General features: G+C 57.9%; 20 protein-coding genes. 13 read left to right on the forward strand and 7 right to left on the reverse strand.

Features of this window, described 5'->3' with window-relative positions; translation table 11 throughout:
- Positions 1-172: 172 nt before the first annotated feature.
- Positions 173-1,153: an alpha/beta hydrolase family protein gene (locus LG297_RS04860; RefSeq protein ID WP_404425687.1), complete on the reverse strand. Its 981-nt coding sequence runs from the start codon at positions 1,151-1,153 to the stop codon at positions 173-175.
- Between the two features lie 197 nt (positions 1,154-1,350).
- Here LG297_RS04860 and LG297_RS04865 point away from each other — a divergent pair, with 197 nt between their 5' ends.
- Positions 1,351-1,965 carry a TetR/AcrR family transcriptional regulator gene (locus tag LG297_RS04865; RefSeq protein WP_404425689.1) on the forward strand — a complete coding sequence of 205 codons (615 nt, stop codon included), beginning with the start codon at positions 1,351-1,353 and terminating at the stop codon, positions 1,963-1,965.
- 687 nt (positions 1,966-2,652) lie between these two features.
- Here the strand turns inward: LG297_RS04865 and LG297_RS04870 are convergent.
- Positions 2,653-3,090, reverse strand: a complete 438-nt coding sequence (locus LG297_RS04870) for a GIY-YIG nuclease family protein (protein ID WP_404425691.1) — start codon at positions 3,088-3,090, stop codon at positions 2,653-2,655.
- Between the two features lie 194 nt (positions 3,091-3,284).
- Here LG297_RS04870 and terL point away from each other — a divergent pair, with 194 nt between their 5' ends.
- The 5 genes from terL (at position 3,285) to LG297_RS04895 (ending at position 7,232) form a co-directional block, all read left to right on the forward strand.
- On the forward strand, positions 3,285-4,856 hold the full coding sequence (gene terL, locus LG297_RS04875; protein ID WP_404425693.1) for a phage terminase large subunit: 1,572 nt from the start codon (positions 3,285-3,287) through the stop codon (positions 4,854-4,856).
- Positions 4,857-5,151: 295 nt separating this feature from the next.
- Positions 5,152-5,460, forward strand: a complete 309-nt coding sequence (locus LG297_RS04880; protein ID WP_404425695.1) for a hypothetical protein — start codon at positions 5,152-5,154, stop codon at positions 5,458-5,460.
- A 431-nt stretch (positions 5,461-5,891) separates the two neighbouring features.
- On the forward strand, positions 5,892-6,350 hold the full coding sequence (locus LG297_RS04885; RefSeq protein WP_404425697.1) for a DoxX family protein: 459 nt from the start codon (positions 5,892-5,894) through the stop codon (positions 6,348-6,350).
- Between the two features lie 101 nt (positions 6,351-6,451).
- Complete coding sequence (locus tag LG297_RS04890; protein ID WP_404425699.1) at positions 6,452-6,745, forward strand: hypothetical protein; 294 nt, start codon at positions 6,452-6,454, stop codon at positions 6,743-6,745.
- 31 nt (positions 6,746-6,776) lie between these two features.
- On the forward strand, positions 6,777-7,232 hold the full coding sequence (locus tag LG297_RS04895; protein ID WP_404425701.1) for a cell wall hydrolase: 456 nt from the start codon (positions 6,777-6,779) through the stop codon (positions 7,230-7,232).
- 15 nt (positions 7,233-7,247) lie between these two features.
- On the opposite strand, the gene LG297_RS04900 is transcribed toward LG297_RS04895, so the two are convergent.
- Entirely contained in the window at positions 7,248-7,844 is a 597-nt protein-coding gene (locus LG297_RS04900; RefSeq protein WP_404425703.1) for a papain-like cysteine protease family protein, read from the reverse strand.
- Between the two features lie 168 nt (positions 7,845-8,012).
- Here LG297_RS04900 and LG297_RS04905 point away from each other — a divergent pair, with 168 nt between their 5' ends.
- From LG297_RS04905 to LG297_RS04915, 3 genes are all read left to right on the forward strand, one after another.
- Positions 8,013-8,501 (forward strand): 3TM-type holin, encoded by a 489-nt coding sequence (locus LG297_RS04905; protein WP_404425705.1) that lies wholly within the window; start codon positions 8,013-8,015, stop codon positions 8,499-8,501.
- Between the two features lie 106 nt (positions 8,502-8,607).
- Entirely contained in the window at positions 8,608-9,150 is a 543-nt protein-coding gene (locus LG297_RS04910; RefSeq protein ID WP_404425707.1) for a hypothetical protein, read from the forward strand.
- A 67-nt stretch (positions 9,151-9,217) separates the two neighbouring features.
- Complete coding sequence (locus tag LG297_RS04915) at positions 9,218-9,364, forward strand: hypothetical protein (RefSeq protein WP_404425709.1); 147 nt, start codon at positions 9,218-9,220, stop codon at positions 9,362-9,364.
- 133 nt (positions 9,365-9,497) lie between these two features.
- On the opposite strand, the gene LG297_RS04920 is transcribed toward LG297_RS04915, so the two are convergent.
- Both LG297_RS04920 and LG297_RS04925 read right to left on the reverse strand, forming a co-directional pair.
- The gene (locus tag LG297_RS04920) at positions 9,498-9,815 is read right to left on the reverse strand and encodes a type II toxin-antitoxin system RelE/ParE family toxin (protein WP_404425711.1); all 318 of its coding nucleotides are present in this window, start codon (positions 9,813-9,815) and stop codon (positions 9,498-9,500) included.
- A complete protein-coding gene (locus tag LG297_RS04925) occupies positions 9,812-10,090 on the reverse strand; it encodes a type II toxin-antitoxin system Phd/YefM family antitoxin (protein ID WP_007092311.1) in 279 nt (92 codons plus the stop codon). The genes LG297_RS04920 and LG297_RS04925 overlap by 4 nt, the downstream gene beginning before the upstream one ends.
- A 226-nt stretch (positions 10,091-10,316) precedes the next feature.
- Between LG297_RS04925 and LG297_RS04930 the strand changes: the two genes are divergently transcribed.
- The 4 genes from LG297_RS04930 to LG297_RS04945 all read left to right on the forward strand — a co-directional run bounded on the left by LG297_RS04930 (position 10,317) and on the right by LG297_RS04945 (position 12,484).
- Positions 10,317-10,661 (forward strand): hypothetical protein, encoded by a 345-nt coding sequence (locus tag LG297_RS04930; protein ID WP_404425713.1) that lies wholly within the window; start codon positions 10,317-10,319, stop codon positions 10,659-10,661.
- Positions 10,662-10,742: 81 nt separating this feature from the next.
- On the forward strand, positions 10,743-11,330 hold the full coding sequence (locus LG297_RS04935; protein ID WP_404425715.1) for a hypothetical protein: 588 nt from the start codon (positions 10,743-10,745) through the stop codon (positions 11,328-11,330).
- Between the two features lie 122 nt (positions 11,331-11,452).
- Positions 11,453-12,043 carry an exopolysaccharide biosynthesis protein gene (locus tag LG297_RS04940; protein ID WP_404425717.1) on the forward strand — a complete coding sequence of 197 codons (591 nt, stop codon included), beginning with the start codon at positions 11,453-11,455 and terminating at the stop codon, positions 12,041-12,043.
- Between the two features lie 60 nt (positions 12,044-12,103).
- Positions 12,104-12,484, forward strand: a complete 381-nt coding sequence (locus LG297_RS04945; protein ID WP_404425719.1) for a DUF952 domain-containing protein — start codon at positions 12,104-12,106, stop codon at positions 12,482-12,484.
- Here the strand turns inward: LG297_RS04945 and LG297_RS04950 are convergent, their stop codons facing one another.
- On the reverse strand, positions 12,485-12,709 hold the full coding sequence (locus LG297_RS04950; protein ID WP_404425721.1) for a DUF1413 domain-containing protein: 225 nt from the start codon (positions 12,707-12,709) through the stop codon (positions 12,485-12,487).
- A 122-nt stretch (positions 12,710-12,831) separates the two neighbouring features.
- Positions 12,832-13,947 (reverse strand): NADH:flavin oxidoreductase, encoded by a 1,116-nt coding sequence (locus LG297_RS04955; protein WP_404425723.1) that lies wholly within the window; start codon positions 13,945-13,947, stop codon positions 12,832-12,834.
- Positions 13,948-14,033: the final 86 nt, after the last annotated feature.

Consider the following 14,033-nt stretch of genomic DNA (forward strand, 5'->3'; position numbering starts at 1 on the left):
CCGGATGGTTGTGAGGATGCGGCGCGGAGGACTGGATTCCCGCGTGCGCGGGAATGACGGAAGTTTACGATGATATTTCCCTTCCTCGTCACTCCCGCGAAAGCGGGAGTCCATGGCGCGGCGGGCGCGGTGGCTGCACCTTGGGTGCGATGCAGCCACCGGGTTTCAGGCGTTATTTGAGTGTGACATGGGCATGTGACGGGGCGTGATCGGCAAGGGCTTTGGCGGCGTTCGCCCATGACGTATCAGCCGGATCAAGCGCGGATTTGAGGTAGGCCAGCGTCATGCGTTGAGTGATGGCAAGGCGGTCGGGGTCTTCGTCGTCGGTTTCCTTCGCATCATAACCGGCAATGCCGCCAAGGCCGTGTTTGCCGCCAATCAGGGTCAGCAGGGCATCGGCACCGGGGCTGTGATGGAACGGGTCGGTGTGCCAGGCGGGGCCACGGGTCGTCAGGTGCGGGTTGTCATCGGCATCGCCGGCAACGACCAGGGTTTTTGTCGTCAGGTGGCTGAAATCGGGGTTGAGCGATGTGTAGTTTGCGCGCGCAAAGTCGCTGAGGCTATCCCCGCCCTTGCCGGGGGCGGCCAGCAGCACACCGGCCCTGATGCGCGGTTCGATCAGATCGACATTCTGTGCATCCGGGTCGTTGATATCGGTCAGACGCGCGCCAAGCAGCATGCCGACCGTCTGCCCGCCCAGCGAATGGCCGATGGCGGCGATTTTGGAGCGGTCGAGCCGCCCGGCGATGGCGGGAAACTGGTCCTCTATCGCGTCAAGCTGATCAAGGATGAGCTTCATATCCAGCACGCGCGAACGCCAGAAAAACGGTGCGCCCGGTGCATCGGCCGGAAGACCCGCGACCCTGGAATTGCCGTGTGTCGGCTGGATCACGACAAAGCCGTGCGCGGCATAGAAATTCGCAAGCGGCCCATAACCATCCTTCGACGGGATATACAGCGACGGCCCATGCCCGTGCGAGAGCAGAAGGATCGGAAGATCCCGATCATTCGAGGGCGGGGTGAGAGGGGCGGTGATGCGCAGTTCAAGCGGCAACCCGCGATCCGGGGCCGGAAGGGTGACCGGATTGATGCACAGGGTCGGAAAGGACGGGCCGGTCGGGATATGGCGGGCATCGGTAAGCAGATTGTTCATGACTTGGTGCCTTGTTTTGCTTGGCGAAGGTCGGGGGCTTCGCCTATATAGAAAAACGGAACGTTGATCCGATAATAAACGGAACTTTGTTCCACTTGATGAAGTGTATATACGGAACGTTGTTCCGTATATCAAGGGTAATTGCGTGCGGGGTCTTTGGACCGGCGGCAGCAGGGAAGATTTGCGTGGCGGATGACGTGACAAAACGTGACTTTGACGGTGAGGACGGCACACCGAAACGGCGCGTGCGGGCCGATGCCAAGCGGAACGAGGATGCGGTGCTTGAGGCGGCCAAGGCGGTTTTTGCGACGGCTGGCGTGGATGCGCCGGTGCGCGAAATTGCCGCCAGGGCCGGGGTTGGCGTGGGGACGCTGTATCGCCGTTTTCCGACCCGGTCCGACCTTGTGGCGGCGGTTTTCAGGCGGGAGGTTGATGCCTGTGCCGCGACGGCGGCAACGCTTGCGGCGGATTATCCGCCGGGCGAGGCGCTGGTGCGCTGGCTTAATCGCTATACCGATTTTATCGCGACCAAAAAGGGGCTGGCGGCGGCATTGCATTCCGGTGATCCGGCGTTTGATGCGCTGCCTGATTATTTTCGCGCGAAGTTCGAGCCGGTTCTGATGTCGCTTCTGGAAGCCGCGGCGGCAGCGGGCGAGGTGCGGCGCGATATTGCCGCCTATGACCTTTTGCGCGCGATTGGCAACCTTTCGGTCGCCGGTGTTGGCGATGAAGCGGGGGCGGCGCATACGCGCAGCATGGTGGAGCTTCTGGTGGATGGCTTGCGGTTTGGCGCGGTGAAGGCGGGGCGGTAGAGGCGGAGGTCTTCGGTTTTGCGCGAAGAGCTTTTCCACTCTGTCGTCACTCCCGCGCAGGCGGGAGTCCATGGGGCTTGCGGGTTCGGTGGATGGTTTTGAGGCTGTGGCACGAAGGACTGGATTCCCGCGTTCGCGGGAATGACGGTTTATTGGGATAAGGTTTCCGCCCGTTCGTCACTTCGCGGAAGCTGGAGTCCATCGGGCTTGCGGGTTCGGTGGATGGTTTTGAGGCTGTGGCACGAAGGACTGGATTCCCGCGTTCGCGAGAATGACGGTTTATTGGGACAAGGTTTCCGCCCGTTCGTCACTCTGCGGAAGCGGGAGTCCATCGGGCTTGCGGGTTCGGTGGATGGTTTTGAGGCTGCGGCACGAAGGGCTGGATTCCCGCGTTCGCGGGAATGACGGTTTATTGGGATAAGGTTTCCGCCCGTTCGTCACTCCCGCGAAAGCGGGAGTCCATGGGGCTTGCGGGTTCGGTGGATGGTTTTGAGGCTGTGGCACGAAGGGCTGGATTCCCGCGTTCGCGGGAATGACGGTTTATTGGGACAAGGTTTCCACCCGTTCGTCACTCTGCGGAAGCGGGAGTCCATGGGGCTTGCGGGTTCGGTGGATGGTTTTGAGGCTGTGGCGCGAAGGACTGGATTCCCGCGTTCGCGGGAATGACGGAAGAGAGTTTATCGACGCTTATGCGTTCAGGCTGTCGAACAGGTCGTTCCAGTCGGGATTGTGTTTTTCGATCAGGTCGAGCTTCCAGGCGCGGCGCCATTTTTTAAGGCGCTTTTCGCGCAGGATGGCGTTTTCCATGCTGTCATGCAGTTCAAAATGCACGAGTTGCCCGACATTGTAACGCTGGGTGAAGCCCTTATCCGTGGCTGTGCGGTGTTGCCAGATGCGGGCACGCAGATCGGCGGTGACGCCGATGTAAAGCGTGCCGTTGCGGTCGCTGGCAAGGATATAGACGCAGGGCTGTTTCATCGTGGAAGGATAGCAGGATTTGGCCGGATGGCGGAGCTTTTGGTGATGCCGATGGGTGGTTCTGGTTGCCGGGTTTGAGGTTGCGGCGCGAAGGACTGGATTCCCGCGTGCGCGGGAATGACGGTTTCGGGGATGGGCTTTCGACACATTCGTCACTCCCGCGAAGGCGGGAGTCCATCGTGCTGAGGGTTCGGTGGTTGGGGTAGAGGACGTGGCCCGCAAGGACTGGATTCCCGCGTGCGCGGGAATGACGGCTTTGGGGATGGGCTTTCGACACATTCGTCACTCCCGCGAAAGCGGGAGTCCAGGGTGCAGCAGATTGGATGGTGAGGGAAGCGGGCATGGCGCAGGTGATTGATCGGGGGCGGGCGAGGTGTGCCGGGTTTGGCGAGTTTGTCTGGATCTGGAATGCGATGATGGGGTTTGGGTTGCCGGGGCATCATCGCGATATGGCGGCGTGGCTTGAGGATTGCTGGAAGGCGGGGAAGGGGCAGCTTTTGCTGATGGCGTTTCGCAATTCGGGCAAGTCCACACTGGTCGGGCTGTTTTGCGCGTGGCTTTTGTATCGTGATGCGGATTTGCGTATTCTGGTTCTGGCGGCCGATCTGGGACTGGCGAAAAAGATGGTGCGCAATGTCAAGCGCGTGATCGAACGCCATCCGTTGCTGGCGGGGCTTTTGCCCGAAAAGCGTACTGATTGGGGGACTGAGCGTTTTACGGTCGAGCGGCCGGGTGTGTTGCGTGATCCGTCGATGCAGGCGGCCGGTATTGGCGCCAATATCACCGGATCGCGGGCCGATGTGGTGATTTGCGATGATGTCGAGGTGCCCAAAAACAGCGACACGGCCCATAAACGCGCCGAACTGCGCGAGAAGCTGGGCGAGATTGCCTATGTCCTGTCGCCCGATGGCACGCAGATTTATGTCGGTACGCCGCATAGCTATTATTCGATCTATGCCGATGAAATCCGGGCCGAAACCGGAGAGGCCGCCCCGTTTCTGGCGGGGTTTGAGCGGTTCTGCCTGCCGATTTTGGATGAACAGGGGCAATCGAACTGGCCAGACCGGTTTTCAGCCGCCAGGATCGAGGAAATCCGGACCCATACCGGGGAGCGGAAATTTGCCAGCCAGATGATGCTGGAGATGCTGGCCCCCAGTGACGGCATCCTCGACCCCGCGCGGTTGCACCGTTATGGCGATGATGCGGTGATCGAGCAGGCCAACGGGGCGCTGCGCCTGTCGATTGCGGGGCGGCGGATGGTGGCGGGGGCGTGCCATTTTGATCCGAGCTTTGGGGCCAGCGGGGGCGTACCTGGTGGCGCATATGGGAGCGCAAAGGGGGGCGATGGCGCGGTGATTGCGTGCGTTTATGTCTGCGAGCGCGGGGAATACTGGCTGCATGATATGGCGTGGCTGACATTTGATGCGACGCGCCTGCACGAAGCCGATGAAGCCAGCCAGATTTGCGCCAAGGCAGCCGCATTCATCCGGCAGAACCATCTGCCGTCCGTTCGGGTCGAGACCAACGGGGTCGGGCGGTTTTTGCCCAATATCCTGCGTCGCGCCTTAAAGCAGGCCGACTGGGCGGCAAGTGTGGTGGAGCATCACGAGGCGAAAAACAAGGACGCGCGGATCGAGGATGCATTTGGCGCGGCGTTGAGTGCGGGGCTTTTGCATGCGCATGCGCGTATCTGGCAAACGCCGTTCATCCGTGAAATGCGCGAATGGCGCCCCGGCGAGGGACGGGGGCGGGGAAGGAGCAAAGCAGGGCAGCATGATGACGGGCTTGATGCGGTGGCGGGGTGCCTGATCCATGAGCCGGTGCGCCTGCCGCGGGTGGAAAAAGTCCGGTCCGGGGGCGACTGGCGGCCATCGGGCACGGCATTTGCGGTGGAAAAGGCGTTTGTGCCGTAAAACATTTCGTGAATTCACAAATGCTTATGCACATCGTCGATCACAAAAGCGCGATATTCATGGAAAATTCAACTTTCATGATTACCTTAACTATATGAAGGCATAGTTTTGGGGTAATTTATCTATACCAAAGGCGTATATTCGACGACATAATCTGCCTGCCGGTGCCATCGGGCCGGACCTATTTCCGCTTTGCGGCGTTGGTCAATTTATAGATCGGTTTACAAGTTGCTTCGGACTTCAACCGAAGCGCGCCGTCTGTGATCCCTTGAAGGAGGGCCTGACCATGAGGAGAATGACAAAACTCATCGCCGTGACGGCAGGCGCGATTGCGGTCGCCACCCTGCTTGCCATGCCTGCCAATGCCGCGTCCCCGGTTTGCGGGGACCGCACCAAGGTGCTTGACAGCCTGAGTGCCAAATATGCCGAGGAACCGGTCGCGGTTGGTGTGACCGCCAATGGCGGCGTGATCGAGGTGCTGAAAGCCCCCGACGGCAAAACATGGACCATCCTGTTTACATCGCCCAACGGGGCAAGCTGCCTTGTGGCATCCGGCGAGGCGTGGCAGGAGCTTGAGGTAAAGATCAGCGGACCGCATGCCTGAACCCGTAGTGCGGTAATACTGCGCGACGTTTTGAATGTGCATGGTGCGGCCTGTTGCGGGATACCGGCCAAGACGGTGGCCGGGATGAGACCGTGACGATGATTGCGACGAGTGACCTCCTTGACTGATCCGCAAGCCTTTCGGTTTGCGGGTCTTTTTTGTGGCCGGGCGGCAAGGTGGAGGATGCGGCACCAAGGACTGGATTCCCGCCTGCGCGGGAATGACGGAGGTAGAGACGGGCGATGTTCCCCATGCCGTCACTCCCGCGCAGGCGGGAGTCCATCGGGCTGCGGGTTCGGGAATGACGGGTGAGGTATTTGTTAAACTTTTGAAAATAAAGTTCTTTTTCGTGTTGACCTCAATATAGGTTCAAGTCCTAGTGTGACGATATCGTCCGGCGACGGGCTTTACCCATCGGTGAAAGGAAATTTATGGAACAGGTTTTTGTCACGCGAAAGCGTACCGCGCCGCCGCGTGTGATTGACGCGATATTGCAAAGCGGGTGGCTTTGGCTGATTGCGCGGATCTGCATGGTGTTTGTTTTTGCCGCGTCGGGGACGGCCAAGCTGATTGATTTTGACGGCGGGGTGGCGGAAATGGCCGCCGCCGGGCTTTCGCCCGCATGGCTGTTTAACATTCTGGTGGTGGCAACGCTTTTGATCAGTGCGGTTCTGGTGCTGCTGGATCGGGCGGTGTGGCTGGCGAGCGGGGCGCTTTCGGTGTTTCTGGTTCTGACCATTCTGGTCGTGCACAGTTTCTGGAACATGGAGGGGCCGAAGGCACAGATTTCGATGTTCTTTGTGCTTGAACATATCACGGTGATCGGCGGGCTTATGGCGGTGGCGATTGCCAGCCGGTTGCGCCACCTGATCAGGGAGGCCGGGGCCTGAGCCAAACCCGGCAGCACCGAAATAACAACCCGGCCCGCATTGCGTGACAGCGATGCGGGCCTTTTTCATGCGCGATTTATGCAAAGGGGCAGGAGGATGTGATGGGGGGACCGGTTGATCTGATCTGGTGGATTACGGCGGTGGAAATCCCGGCGGTGGCGGGGCTTTTCTGGCTGACCTGGCGGATGCGCGGCGAGTTTTCCGAGCGGCTTGAGGCCATGCGCGCGAGCCATGACGCGGAGATGATCGCGCTTCGCGATGGCTTGGCGGACTTCAAGCTCGATGTGGCGCGAAATTATGTTTCGATCCCGTACCTTAAAGATATTGAAAAACGCCTGACCGCGCATCTGCTGCGGATCGAGGCGAAGCTTGATCATAACGCGCCGGCGGCGTGAGGCCGGGCGCAAGGCATGAAAGGAAACAGCGATGAATGATGTTCTGACGATGGATGCGATCACCGACCCGCACGCATTGCCGGTGGGCGAGGTGCTGGCACGCACACTTTATGGCGAGGCGCGCGGCGAGGGATTGCCGGGGATCGAGGCGGTGGCCTGCGTGATCCTGAACCGGGTGGCGTTTGCGCAATCGCGCGGGCGGTATTGGTGGGGCAGTACTGTGGCGCAAGTGTGCCTGAAGCCGGGGCAGTTTTCGTGCTGGAACGCCGGGGACCCGAACCGGGTGAAGTTGCTTAAGCTCAGTGCGCGCGACCCGGCATACCGGCTGTGCAAACGGGTGGCGACCCGCGCCCTTGCCGGGGAGATTGGCGACATGACCCAGGGGGCGACGCATTATCATACCCGTGCGGTTGATCCCTATTGGGCGCGCGGGCAGGTACCGGTGGCCGAGATTGGCGGGCATGTGTTTTTCAAAAACATCGGGTGAACGTAAAGCCCTGCATCAATTGGCGATATAGGCCCCGGACCACATATGGACGATGTTCTGGAACGGGACGGGCTGGGTGAAATAGGACAGCGGATCATTGATATAAAGGACTGCTGTCGGCCCCATCGGGGTTTGCACCCATGCCATGCCGCGCAGAACCACAACATGCCCGGAATAGGGGGTGTTTTGCAGTTTCAGGATGATGGCGCGGCCCGATGCAAGGGTGTTGTAAAGCACCATCGGATGGGCGGGCATGCCGTAACCGGCGGCATTGTTGCTGACCAGGCTTAGCAACTGCATGATTTCGGGGTCCTGCCCGGTGCGCACGCATTGCTGTGCCAGCATCGGATTGGCATTCACCGCCGCAGCATCGCAGCAAAGCGGCTGTGACATGCCGTTTGCGCGGGAAACAAGTTCGCACTGATGCGGGGATGAATTGGGATGTGTCTGGCTTTTCCAGTGGGCGATCTGTTCGACCACGGCGACCCAGCACCAGACCTGTGTCTGTTGCGGGATATTGACAATGCCAAGGTCAATCGGCGGCGGGAGTTGCTGCGCGGTGGCCTGATCCATCCCCAGAAACAGTAGCATTGCGGCAAGAAATCTTTTCATGGCTGCCCCCTGATATCCCATGCAGTCAAACGTGAACATTAGGATTAATTAATAAATCTATTGGTTTTTTATCCGCACGTCAATTTATTCAGGGTTGTGTCGGGCGGGGGAGGAAACCGGTGGGAAATCGGCTGGCAAAATACGCATTTTCAAGGAAGGAGGTATCACGTGATACCAGCATTACTGGCGCAAATCGGCCTGCCGCTTTTGATGAAGGCGGTGGGTGCGGGGCTTGACAATATAGATCATCCGGTCGCGAAAACGGCGGCCGAGGGGCTTAAACAGGTGGGCGATGCGGTGACAAAAGGGGATGTCACCCCGGCCCAGATCATCGAGGCCAACCGTCATTCCGAACGCATGGCGGAAATCGAGCTTTCGCGCGATAGCCAGATACTGGCGACCATCAACCGCACCATCCGGGCCGAGGTGCAAAGCGAGGATGCGTTTGTGCGCCGCTGGCGACCGAGCTTTGGCTATGCGGTCGCACTCACCTGGATCATGACGATGGGATCGATTGCGGCGGCGATTATCTTAACGCCGCTTCAGGCCCCGGCGATTATTGCGGCATTGGTGAATACCAGCCCGATCTGGGGCATTGCGCTGGGCGTTCTGGGGGTGAGTGTGGTGAAGCGGAGTGCGGATAAGAGGTTGGGGTAGAAGGGATTTACTTTCCTCAGGAAAAAGCTTGTCCCACTCTTTAGGATAGTTGTTTTTCCTCGTGATAGCGTAAAGACTGAAATTTCTAATGTTTGAGGGGGGTAAGTTGTCATTTTCTTTAAACCGAATGTTATCATCAAACCAATTGTTAGAGACAGTAAAAGCTGACTGGGTAAGCCAAATCAACGACGATGAGGGAATGCCTGTCGAGCAATTGGAAGTCTATTTCAATCAGGCGAAGCGTATCAGCAGCTCAAAAAATATTCCTGATGACAAAGGGATGTTCGTTTTGGTTTCAGAGGAAGGTGGGAGCACGACATATGATGCCATGTGCTATATAAATCATGCTTTCACTAAGTGTGAATTGCGAGTCGTGAACATTTACTTGGCTCCGCGATTTGATGACCGAGAACATATGCAGATCAGTATAGCAGAAATTTTTGCAAAATTGCTGTCACAGTTTGTCCGATTAGCGCGTCAAGGGGAATGGAAGTCTCCTGCCTTAAAAATGTACCTGCCTGACGCTTTTTCCCGCAATTTTGCTTCTAGTTTCGCGTCTACATTAAAACTTCGAGACGGCTTGCTGACTGTTGAAATTATTGGGAGCTGGCTACATATAAAGGGTCTTGATACGTTAAAGGCGGAATGAACAAATAATTGACAATATCGTCGATATAGTGTTTTGGGATATGTCCTTTGCTTCATGGAGGGTTAATATGACCTTTGAACAGTTTGACCTTGCGATTAAAGAAGCTTTTGAAAAAGCGGCAGCTGAGCGCAGCGATGAGCTTGCGAACATGTCGTATCTTTTCCGCAATTGGCGATATGAGTTTTCAGAAGAAGAACTCAAACGCGCTGCGTAAAGGCTGTAGTTACGGAGTAAGGCCCCACTTTACGAGTGGGGCTTTTTTTTGAAACTGGGTGCAATTTTTTGCACTGAATAAGACGATATCTATCAATTTGGCATCGAAGAGGCGGGATAAGTTATCTGTTTAGTTAATCTTCTTCAGCTTGCCAATAATCCTGCCGCCCATGCCGAACATGCAGGATTGAAACCTGATCTTCCTCGACAGAATAAAACACTCGCCAAGGTGCTCCGCGCCCATAGAGCAATTGCCGGATTTCAATATCAAAGGCGTCACTTTCCGGGGCAATTGCGTGGGCAAAGGGGAAGGTTTTCAGGTTCGTTACGGCTTCTTGCAAACCATCCCGCCACTGATTGGCATAGAGCGGGTTTTCGGCATGTAGCCAGTCATAGGCCGCGATGATATCCGCCATTGCCTTGGGCGATATGACGATCCGGTAATGCTTCATTTATGCCGGGTGGAGAGGTCGTTAAAGAAGCTTTCCGCGTCCTGACCCTGACCGTCTGCAATCTGGTTCAGCCCTGTGCGGATGCCCGCAACCGTCTCGTTATATTCCAGACGATTTTGCATGTCCTGCCACGCCTTGGCATCCATCACCACCACAGATGCCTTGCCATTGACGGTCAGGATCGCGGGTTGCTGCGTTTCACGCAGGCGTTTGGTGAAGGTCGCCGTATCGCGTTTGAATTCGGTCAGCGGGCGAATATCCTTGGTGATATCCATATTTGCACCTTTAAAGCATCGAATTGAATGCGAATTTAGCATTTTTTTCCGCGTGGTGCGATAAAATTCCCGGTGGGACTAGCGTGCGGGACGGGGACGGTAGGCAGGGCAGGGCTCATCACTTCTTTCCTTGATCAACGTCATTGAACGGATCGGTATCCGGAAAGGGTCTTTTCTTTCTGGCCGGTCCGATTTTGTCCAATGATCACATCAAAGGAGAAAAGTGATGAGTATGATCGGACGAATTGCAATGGCGGTGTTTGCCCTTGGGGCATTTGCCGCCCTGTCGCCTGCACCGGCTTATGCCGCGTGCAGCGATGCAGACCGGTGCACAGAACAGGAATGCAATACGCGCCAGTCGCGGGTTCATCCGACCTGTGATCAGCCGCGTTCCTGCAATGGTATTACGGATCAAGCCGAATTGCAGCGTCGTTTGGCTGTGAACCAGGCCTGCCTTGCGGCGCGTCAGAATGTTCAGGCGTGCTTCAGTGCTCCGGATTCTGGCCATAACGAGGCCATCACCGGTGTTCAGAATGCCATCGATAATTGCCAGGCTGCACTTGGCGGCTAAGTGCGAGCGCATGTGATTTAACGTTCGGGAACGGGGCATGGCCCCGTTCCTGTCCTGCACCAGAGAGGAAGGAGGATGGTCATGGTTTCGGATTATGAGAGCTGGCGGCGATGGGTGTTTGATCATCCGGTTGCGGGCGAAGGTGAACGCCCGTGGTATTTCGCGGGCGGAGACATGGCGTTTGACCCGGAAGCGGATGTGGAAAAGGCGCTTTTGTGGATAACGAAGCTGTTTGGCGAGGCAAACCTGTTGCCGGATGATTTCAGCATGGCACATATCGGGCAGGGGCTTTGGTTTCTGATCGACCCGTCGGGATCAAGCCATATGTTTGTGTTAACAAATCCGGCCATACCGTTTGCGAAGCGGGCAGACGGCATTGCCAGTATTGCAGCACTTTATCAGGGGCTTTTTGATCCGCAATGCAGCCGGGCGAAGGGGGCGCGGAAGCTTCACAGTATCTGTGCAGTTTTCTGGAGCGTGGCCCCGTTTGCGCCAAACGGCAATGGGGCTGCGCCGACAGAGCAGGATCAGGCTTTTCTTGATGTGCTGGAGAAGATTGCGATGCTTGAAAACCCGGTTTGCCGGAAATCGGTGCTTGAGGCGCTGGATTTATGGAAGGGGTCATATCCGGAAAAGGCAAAAGCCATTCGGGCAAAGATAACGGGGTAACGAATGTGCCCCTTGTATCCCTGCGTGCATTTGCATCCTGCCGGATCACCCTGAAACAAACCCGTCGCCCCCGCGTTAGAAGGACAGGGTTTCATTTGGCACACAGGCAAAAAGGATTTGGCATGACGGACGCAGAACCGGTTTCCGTGGGCGAGATTGTCGCGCGGATACGGGATCGGGCGGTGGCGGGGCAGCGGACGGTTTCGGTTGAGGATATGGTGACGGTTCTGGGGCGGCGGAGTTACGGGCCGTTTCTGTTTGTGCCCGGCCTGATCGGGATCACGCCGTTATCGGGGATTCCGATGGTGCCCGCGATCCTTGCGGTGATTGTGGCGGTTTTTGCCATTCAGATCGTTCTGGGCCGGTCGCATTTATGGTTGCCGGGTATCCTTGCTCGCCGGTCGTTTGACGGGGCGAAGGTCGCAGATGCGATGGCGCGGATCGAACCGGTGGCGGGGAAGCTTGATCGCTGGTTTTACGGGCGGTTGCCGGGCCTGACCGGGCGGCATGGGGTGCGGGTGGCGGCGGTGATGAGTGTGTTGCTGGCAGTGTGCGTGCCGTTTTTTGAAATGGTGCCGTTTGCCGGGATTGCGCCGATGAGCGCGATTGCCGCCTTCGGGCTGGCGATCCTTGTGCGCGACGGGGCGCTGATGCTGGCGGCGATCATCATCACGGTGGCGGCGATGACGGGATTTATGGCAGTTCTGCTATAGTTCGCAGTGTTCGATTGATGCCATATTGCGCAAAGCGGGGACGCGCCCTACATTCCCCGGATGACAAATACATCACACACCATGATTTACCGCGTATTGGGGTCGGACGAATGGGCCGAAGCACTTGCGACCGGGCATTATGCCGGGGCACCGTATGATATTGCGGACGGTTTTATCCATTTTTCGACCATCGATACGCTGGCGGAGACGCTTGCGCTGCATTACCCGAAACGCGGGGGCCTGCGGCTTTTGCATGTGCCGGTCGAGGCGGTCGATGACAAGCTGAAATGGGAACCGGCGCGCGGTGGCACGCTGTTTCCGCATCTTTATGATGAACTTCTGGTCGAGCATGTCGCACGGGTCGATGACCTCAAGCTTGATGATAACGAGGTTCACATCCTGCCCGAGGATCTGCGCCCCGACTATATGCGCAAAGGATAGTCACACCCGGCGATAGACGCGCCCGCCGCCGTGCTTTTGGCCGGTATCCTCGACCGTGGGGAATTTACCGGCCCGGACCGCATTGAGAAATTCCCGCCCGATTTTGACCTTGTCCCCGATATAGAGCCGGTCCCAGCCGGGGCCGTAGATTTCCGGGAAGTGAAATGTACCGGGATTGCGGGCGGCGATGCGGTTTTGCAGTCGGGTGATTTCCTGAGAATCCATGAGGGGCTCCATTGCGGGCCTCCTTTTTTGTATGTGGCTTTGCTTCAGGTAGTTTTCAGGCGGGCATAAAGAAAGGGCGATGCCGGGATGGCACCGCCCTTTTGCCTTCGAGATCGGCAGGATCAGACCAGTTCGCCCAGCGTTGCCGGATCAAAGCCGAGCAGGGCATCGGTTTGATTGTCGCGCACCTTGGCCGTCCAGGCCGCATCGGTGATCAGCGCGCGGCCGACCGCGATCAGATCGAAATCGCCGCGTTCCATGCGGCTGACCAGTTCATCAAGCCCGGCGGTGGCAGCAGCTTCGCCGGCGAAGGCAGCCATGAAATCACCGGAAAGCCCGACCGAACCAACCGAAATCGTCGCCGCCCCGGTCAGTTTTTTGGCCCATCCGGCAAAGTTCAGGCCCTTTTCACCGTCCAGTTCGGGGAATTCCGGTTCCCAGAAACGGCGTTGGGACGCATGAATGATATCCACCCCGGCATCGACCAGCGGGCCGAGCCAGTCGGTCATTTCATCAGGCGTTGTTGCCAGACGGGCGGCGAAGTCCTGCTGTTTCCATTGGCTGACGCGCAGGATGATCGGGAAATCCGGGCCGACGGCAGCACGCATGGCGGCGACGACTTCGCGCGCAAATGTCGCACGTTCCCGGATGGTTTTGCCGCCAAAGCGATCGGTGCGCAGATTGGTGCCCGACCAGAAGAACTGATCGATCAGGTAGCCATGCGCACCGTGAATTTCAAAGGTATCAAACCCGGCATTCTTGGCATCAAGGGCGGCCTGGGCGAAGGCGGCGATGGTGTCGGCTATATCGGCATCAGACATGGTGTTGCCGCGCGGCTCGTCGGGCGCGACAAGGCCCGACGGGCTTTCGACCGGGGCATCCGCCACCCATTCGGTCTGAAAACTTTTGACCGATCCGGTATGCCAAAGCTGCGGCCCCATTTTGCCGCCCGCGCCATGCACGGCATCAATGACGTTTTTCCAGCCCGAAAGGGCATCGCGGCCATGGAAGAACGGAATGCCCGGATCGTTGCGCGATGCCGGGCGGTTGATCACCGTGCCCTCCGACAGGATCAGGCCGACACCGCCTTCGGCGCGTTTGCGGTAATATTCCGCATTGGCCGGGCCGGGGATGCCGTCAACGGCGTGCGAACGGGTCATCGGGGCCATGACGATGCGGTTGGGAAGCTCAAGGGTTTTCAGCTTGAAGGGTTGAAAAAGAATGTCGGCATTTGACATCGGGTATCCTCCGATTGGAAATGGGTGTATGATGGCTACTAGATATACGCTGTATACCTACTGTCAATCAGGCACCTTGAGGGTAC

This window comes from Thalassospira australica (assembly GCF_044790785.1).
In the GTDB taxonomy this organism is placed as follows: Bacteria; Pseudomonadota; Alphaproteobacteria; order Rhodospirillales; family Thalassospiraceae; genus Thalassospira; species Thalassospira australica_A.

Excerpts from the sequence above, each read along its gene's own strand:
- LG297_RS04950 (WP_404425721.1), bottom strand. The coding sequence starts at position 12,709 with ATGGATTCTCAGGAAATCACCCGACTGCAAAACCGCATCGCCGCCCGC.
- LG297_RS04935 (WP_404425715.1), top strand. The coding sequence starts at position 10,743 with ATGGTTTCGGATTATGAGAGCTGGCGGCGATGGGTGTTTGATCATCCG.
- LG297_RS04890 (WP_404425699.1), top strand. The coding sequence starts at position 6,452 with ATGGGGGGACCGGTTGATCTGATCTGGTGGATTACGGCGGTGGAAATC.
- LG297_RS04880 (WP_404425695.1), top strand. The coding sequence starts at position 5,152 with ATGACAAAACTCATCGCCGTGACGGCAGGCGCGATTGCGGTCGCCACC.
- LG297_RS04955 (WP_404425723.1), bottom strand. The coding sequence starts at position 13,947 with ATGTCAAATGCCGACATTCTTTTTCAACCCTTCAAGCTGAAAACCCTT.
- LG297_RS04920 (WP_404425711.1), bottom strand. The coding sequence starts at position 9,815 with ATGAAGCATTACCGGATCGTCATATCGCCCAAGGCAATGGCGGATATC.
- LG297_RS04860 (WP_404425687.1), bottom strand. The coding sequence starts at position 1,153 with ATGAACAATCTGCTTACCGATGCCCGCCATATCCCGACCGGCCCGTCC.
- terL (WP_404425693.1), top strand. The coding sequence starts at position 3,285 with ATGGCGCAGGTGATTGATCGGGGGCGGGCGAGGTGTGCCGGGTTTGGC.
- LG297_RS04885 (WP_404425697.1), top strand. The coding sequence starts at position 5,892 with ATGGAACAGGTTTTTGTCACGCGAAAGCGTACCGCGCCGCCGCGTGTG.
- LG297_RS04930 (WP_404425713.1), top strand. The coding sequence starts at position 10,317 with ATGAGTATGATCGGACGAATTGCAATGGCGGTGTTTGCCCTTGGGGCA.
- LG297_RS04940 (WP_404425717.1), top strand. The coding sequence starts at position 11,453 with ATGACGGACGCAGAACCGGTTTCCGTGGGCGAGATTGTCGCGCGGATA.
- LG297_RS04945 (WP_404425719.1), top strand. The coding sequence starts at position 12,104 with ATGACAAATACATCACACACCATGATTTACCGCGTATTGGGGTCGGAC.
- LG297_RS04925 (WP_007092311.1), bottom strand. The coding sequence starts at position 10,090 with ATGGATATCACCAAGGATATTCGCCCGCTGACCGAATTCAAACGCGAT.
- LG297_RS04895 (WP_404425701.1), top strand. The coding sequence starts at position 6,777 with ATGAATGATGTTCTGACGATGGATGCGATCACCGACCCGCACGCATTG.
- LG297_RS04900 (WP_404425703.1), bottom strand. The coding sequence starts at position 7,844 with ATGAAAAGATTTCTTGCCGCAATGCTACTGTTTCTGGGGATGGATCAG.
- LG297_RS04915 (WP_404425709.1), top strand. The coding sequence starts at position 9,218 with ATGACCTTTGAACAGTTTGACCTTGCGATTAAAGAAGCTTTTGAAAAA.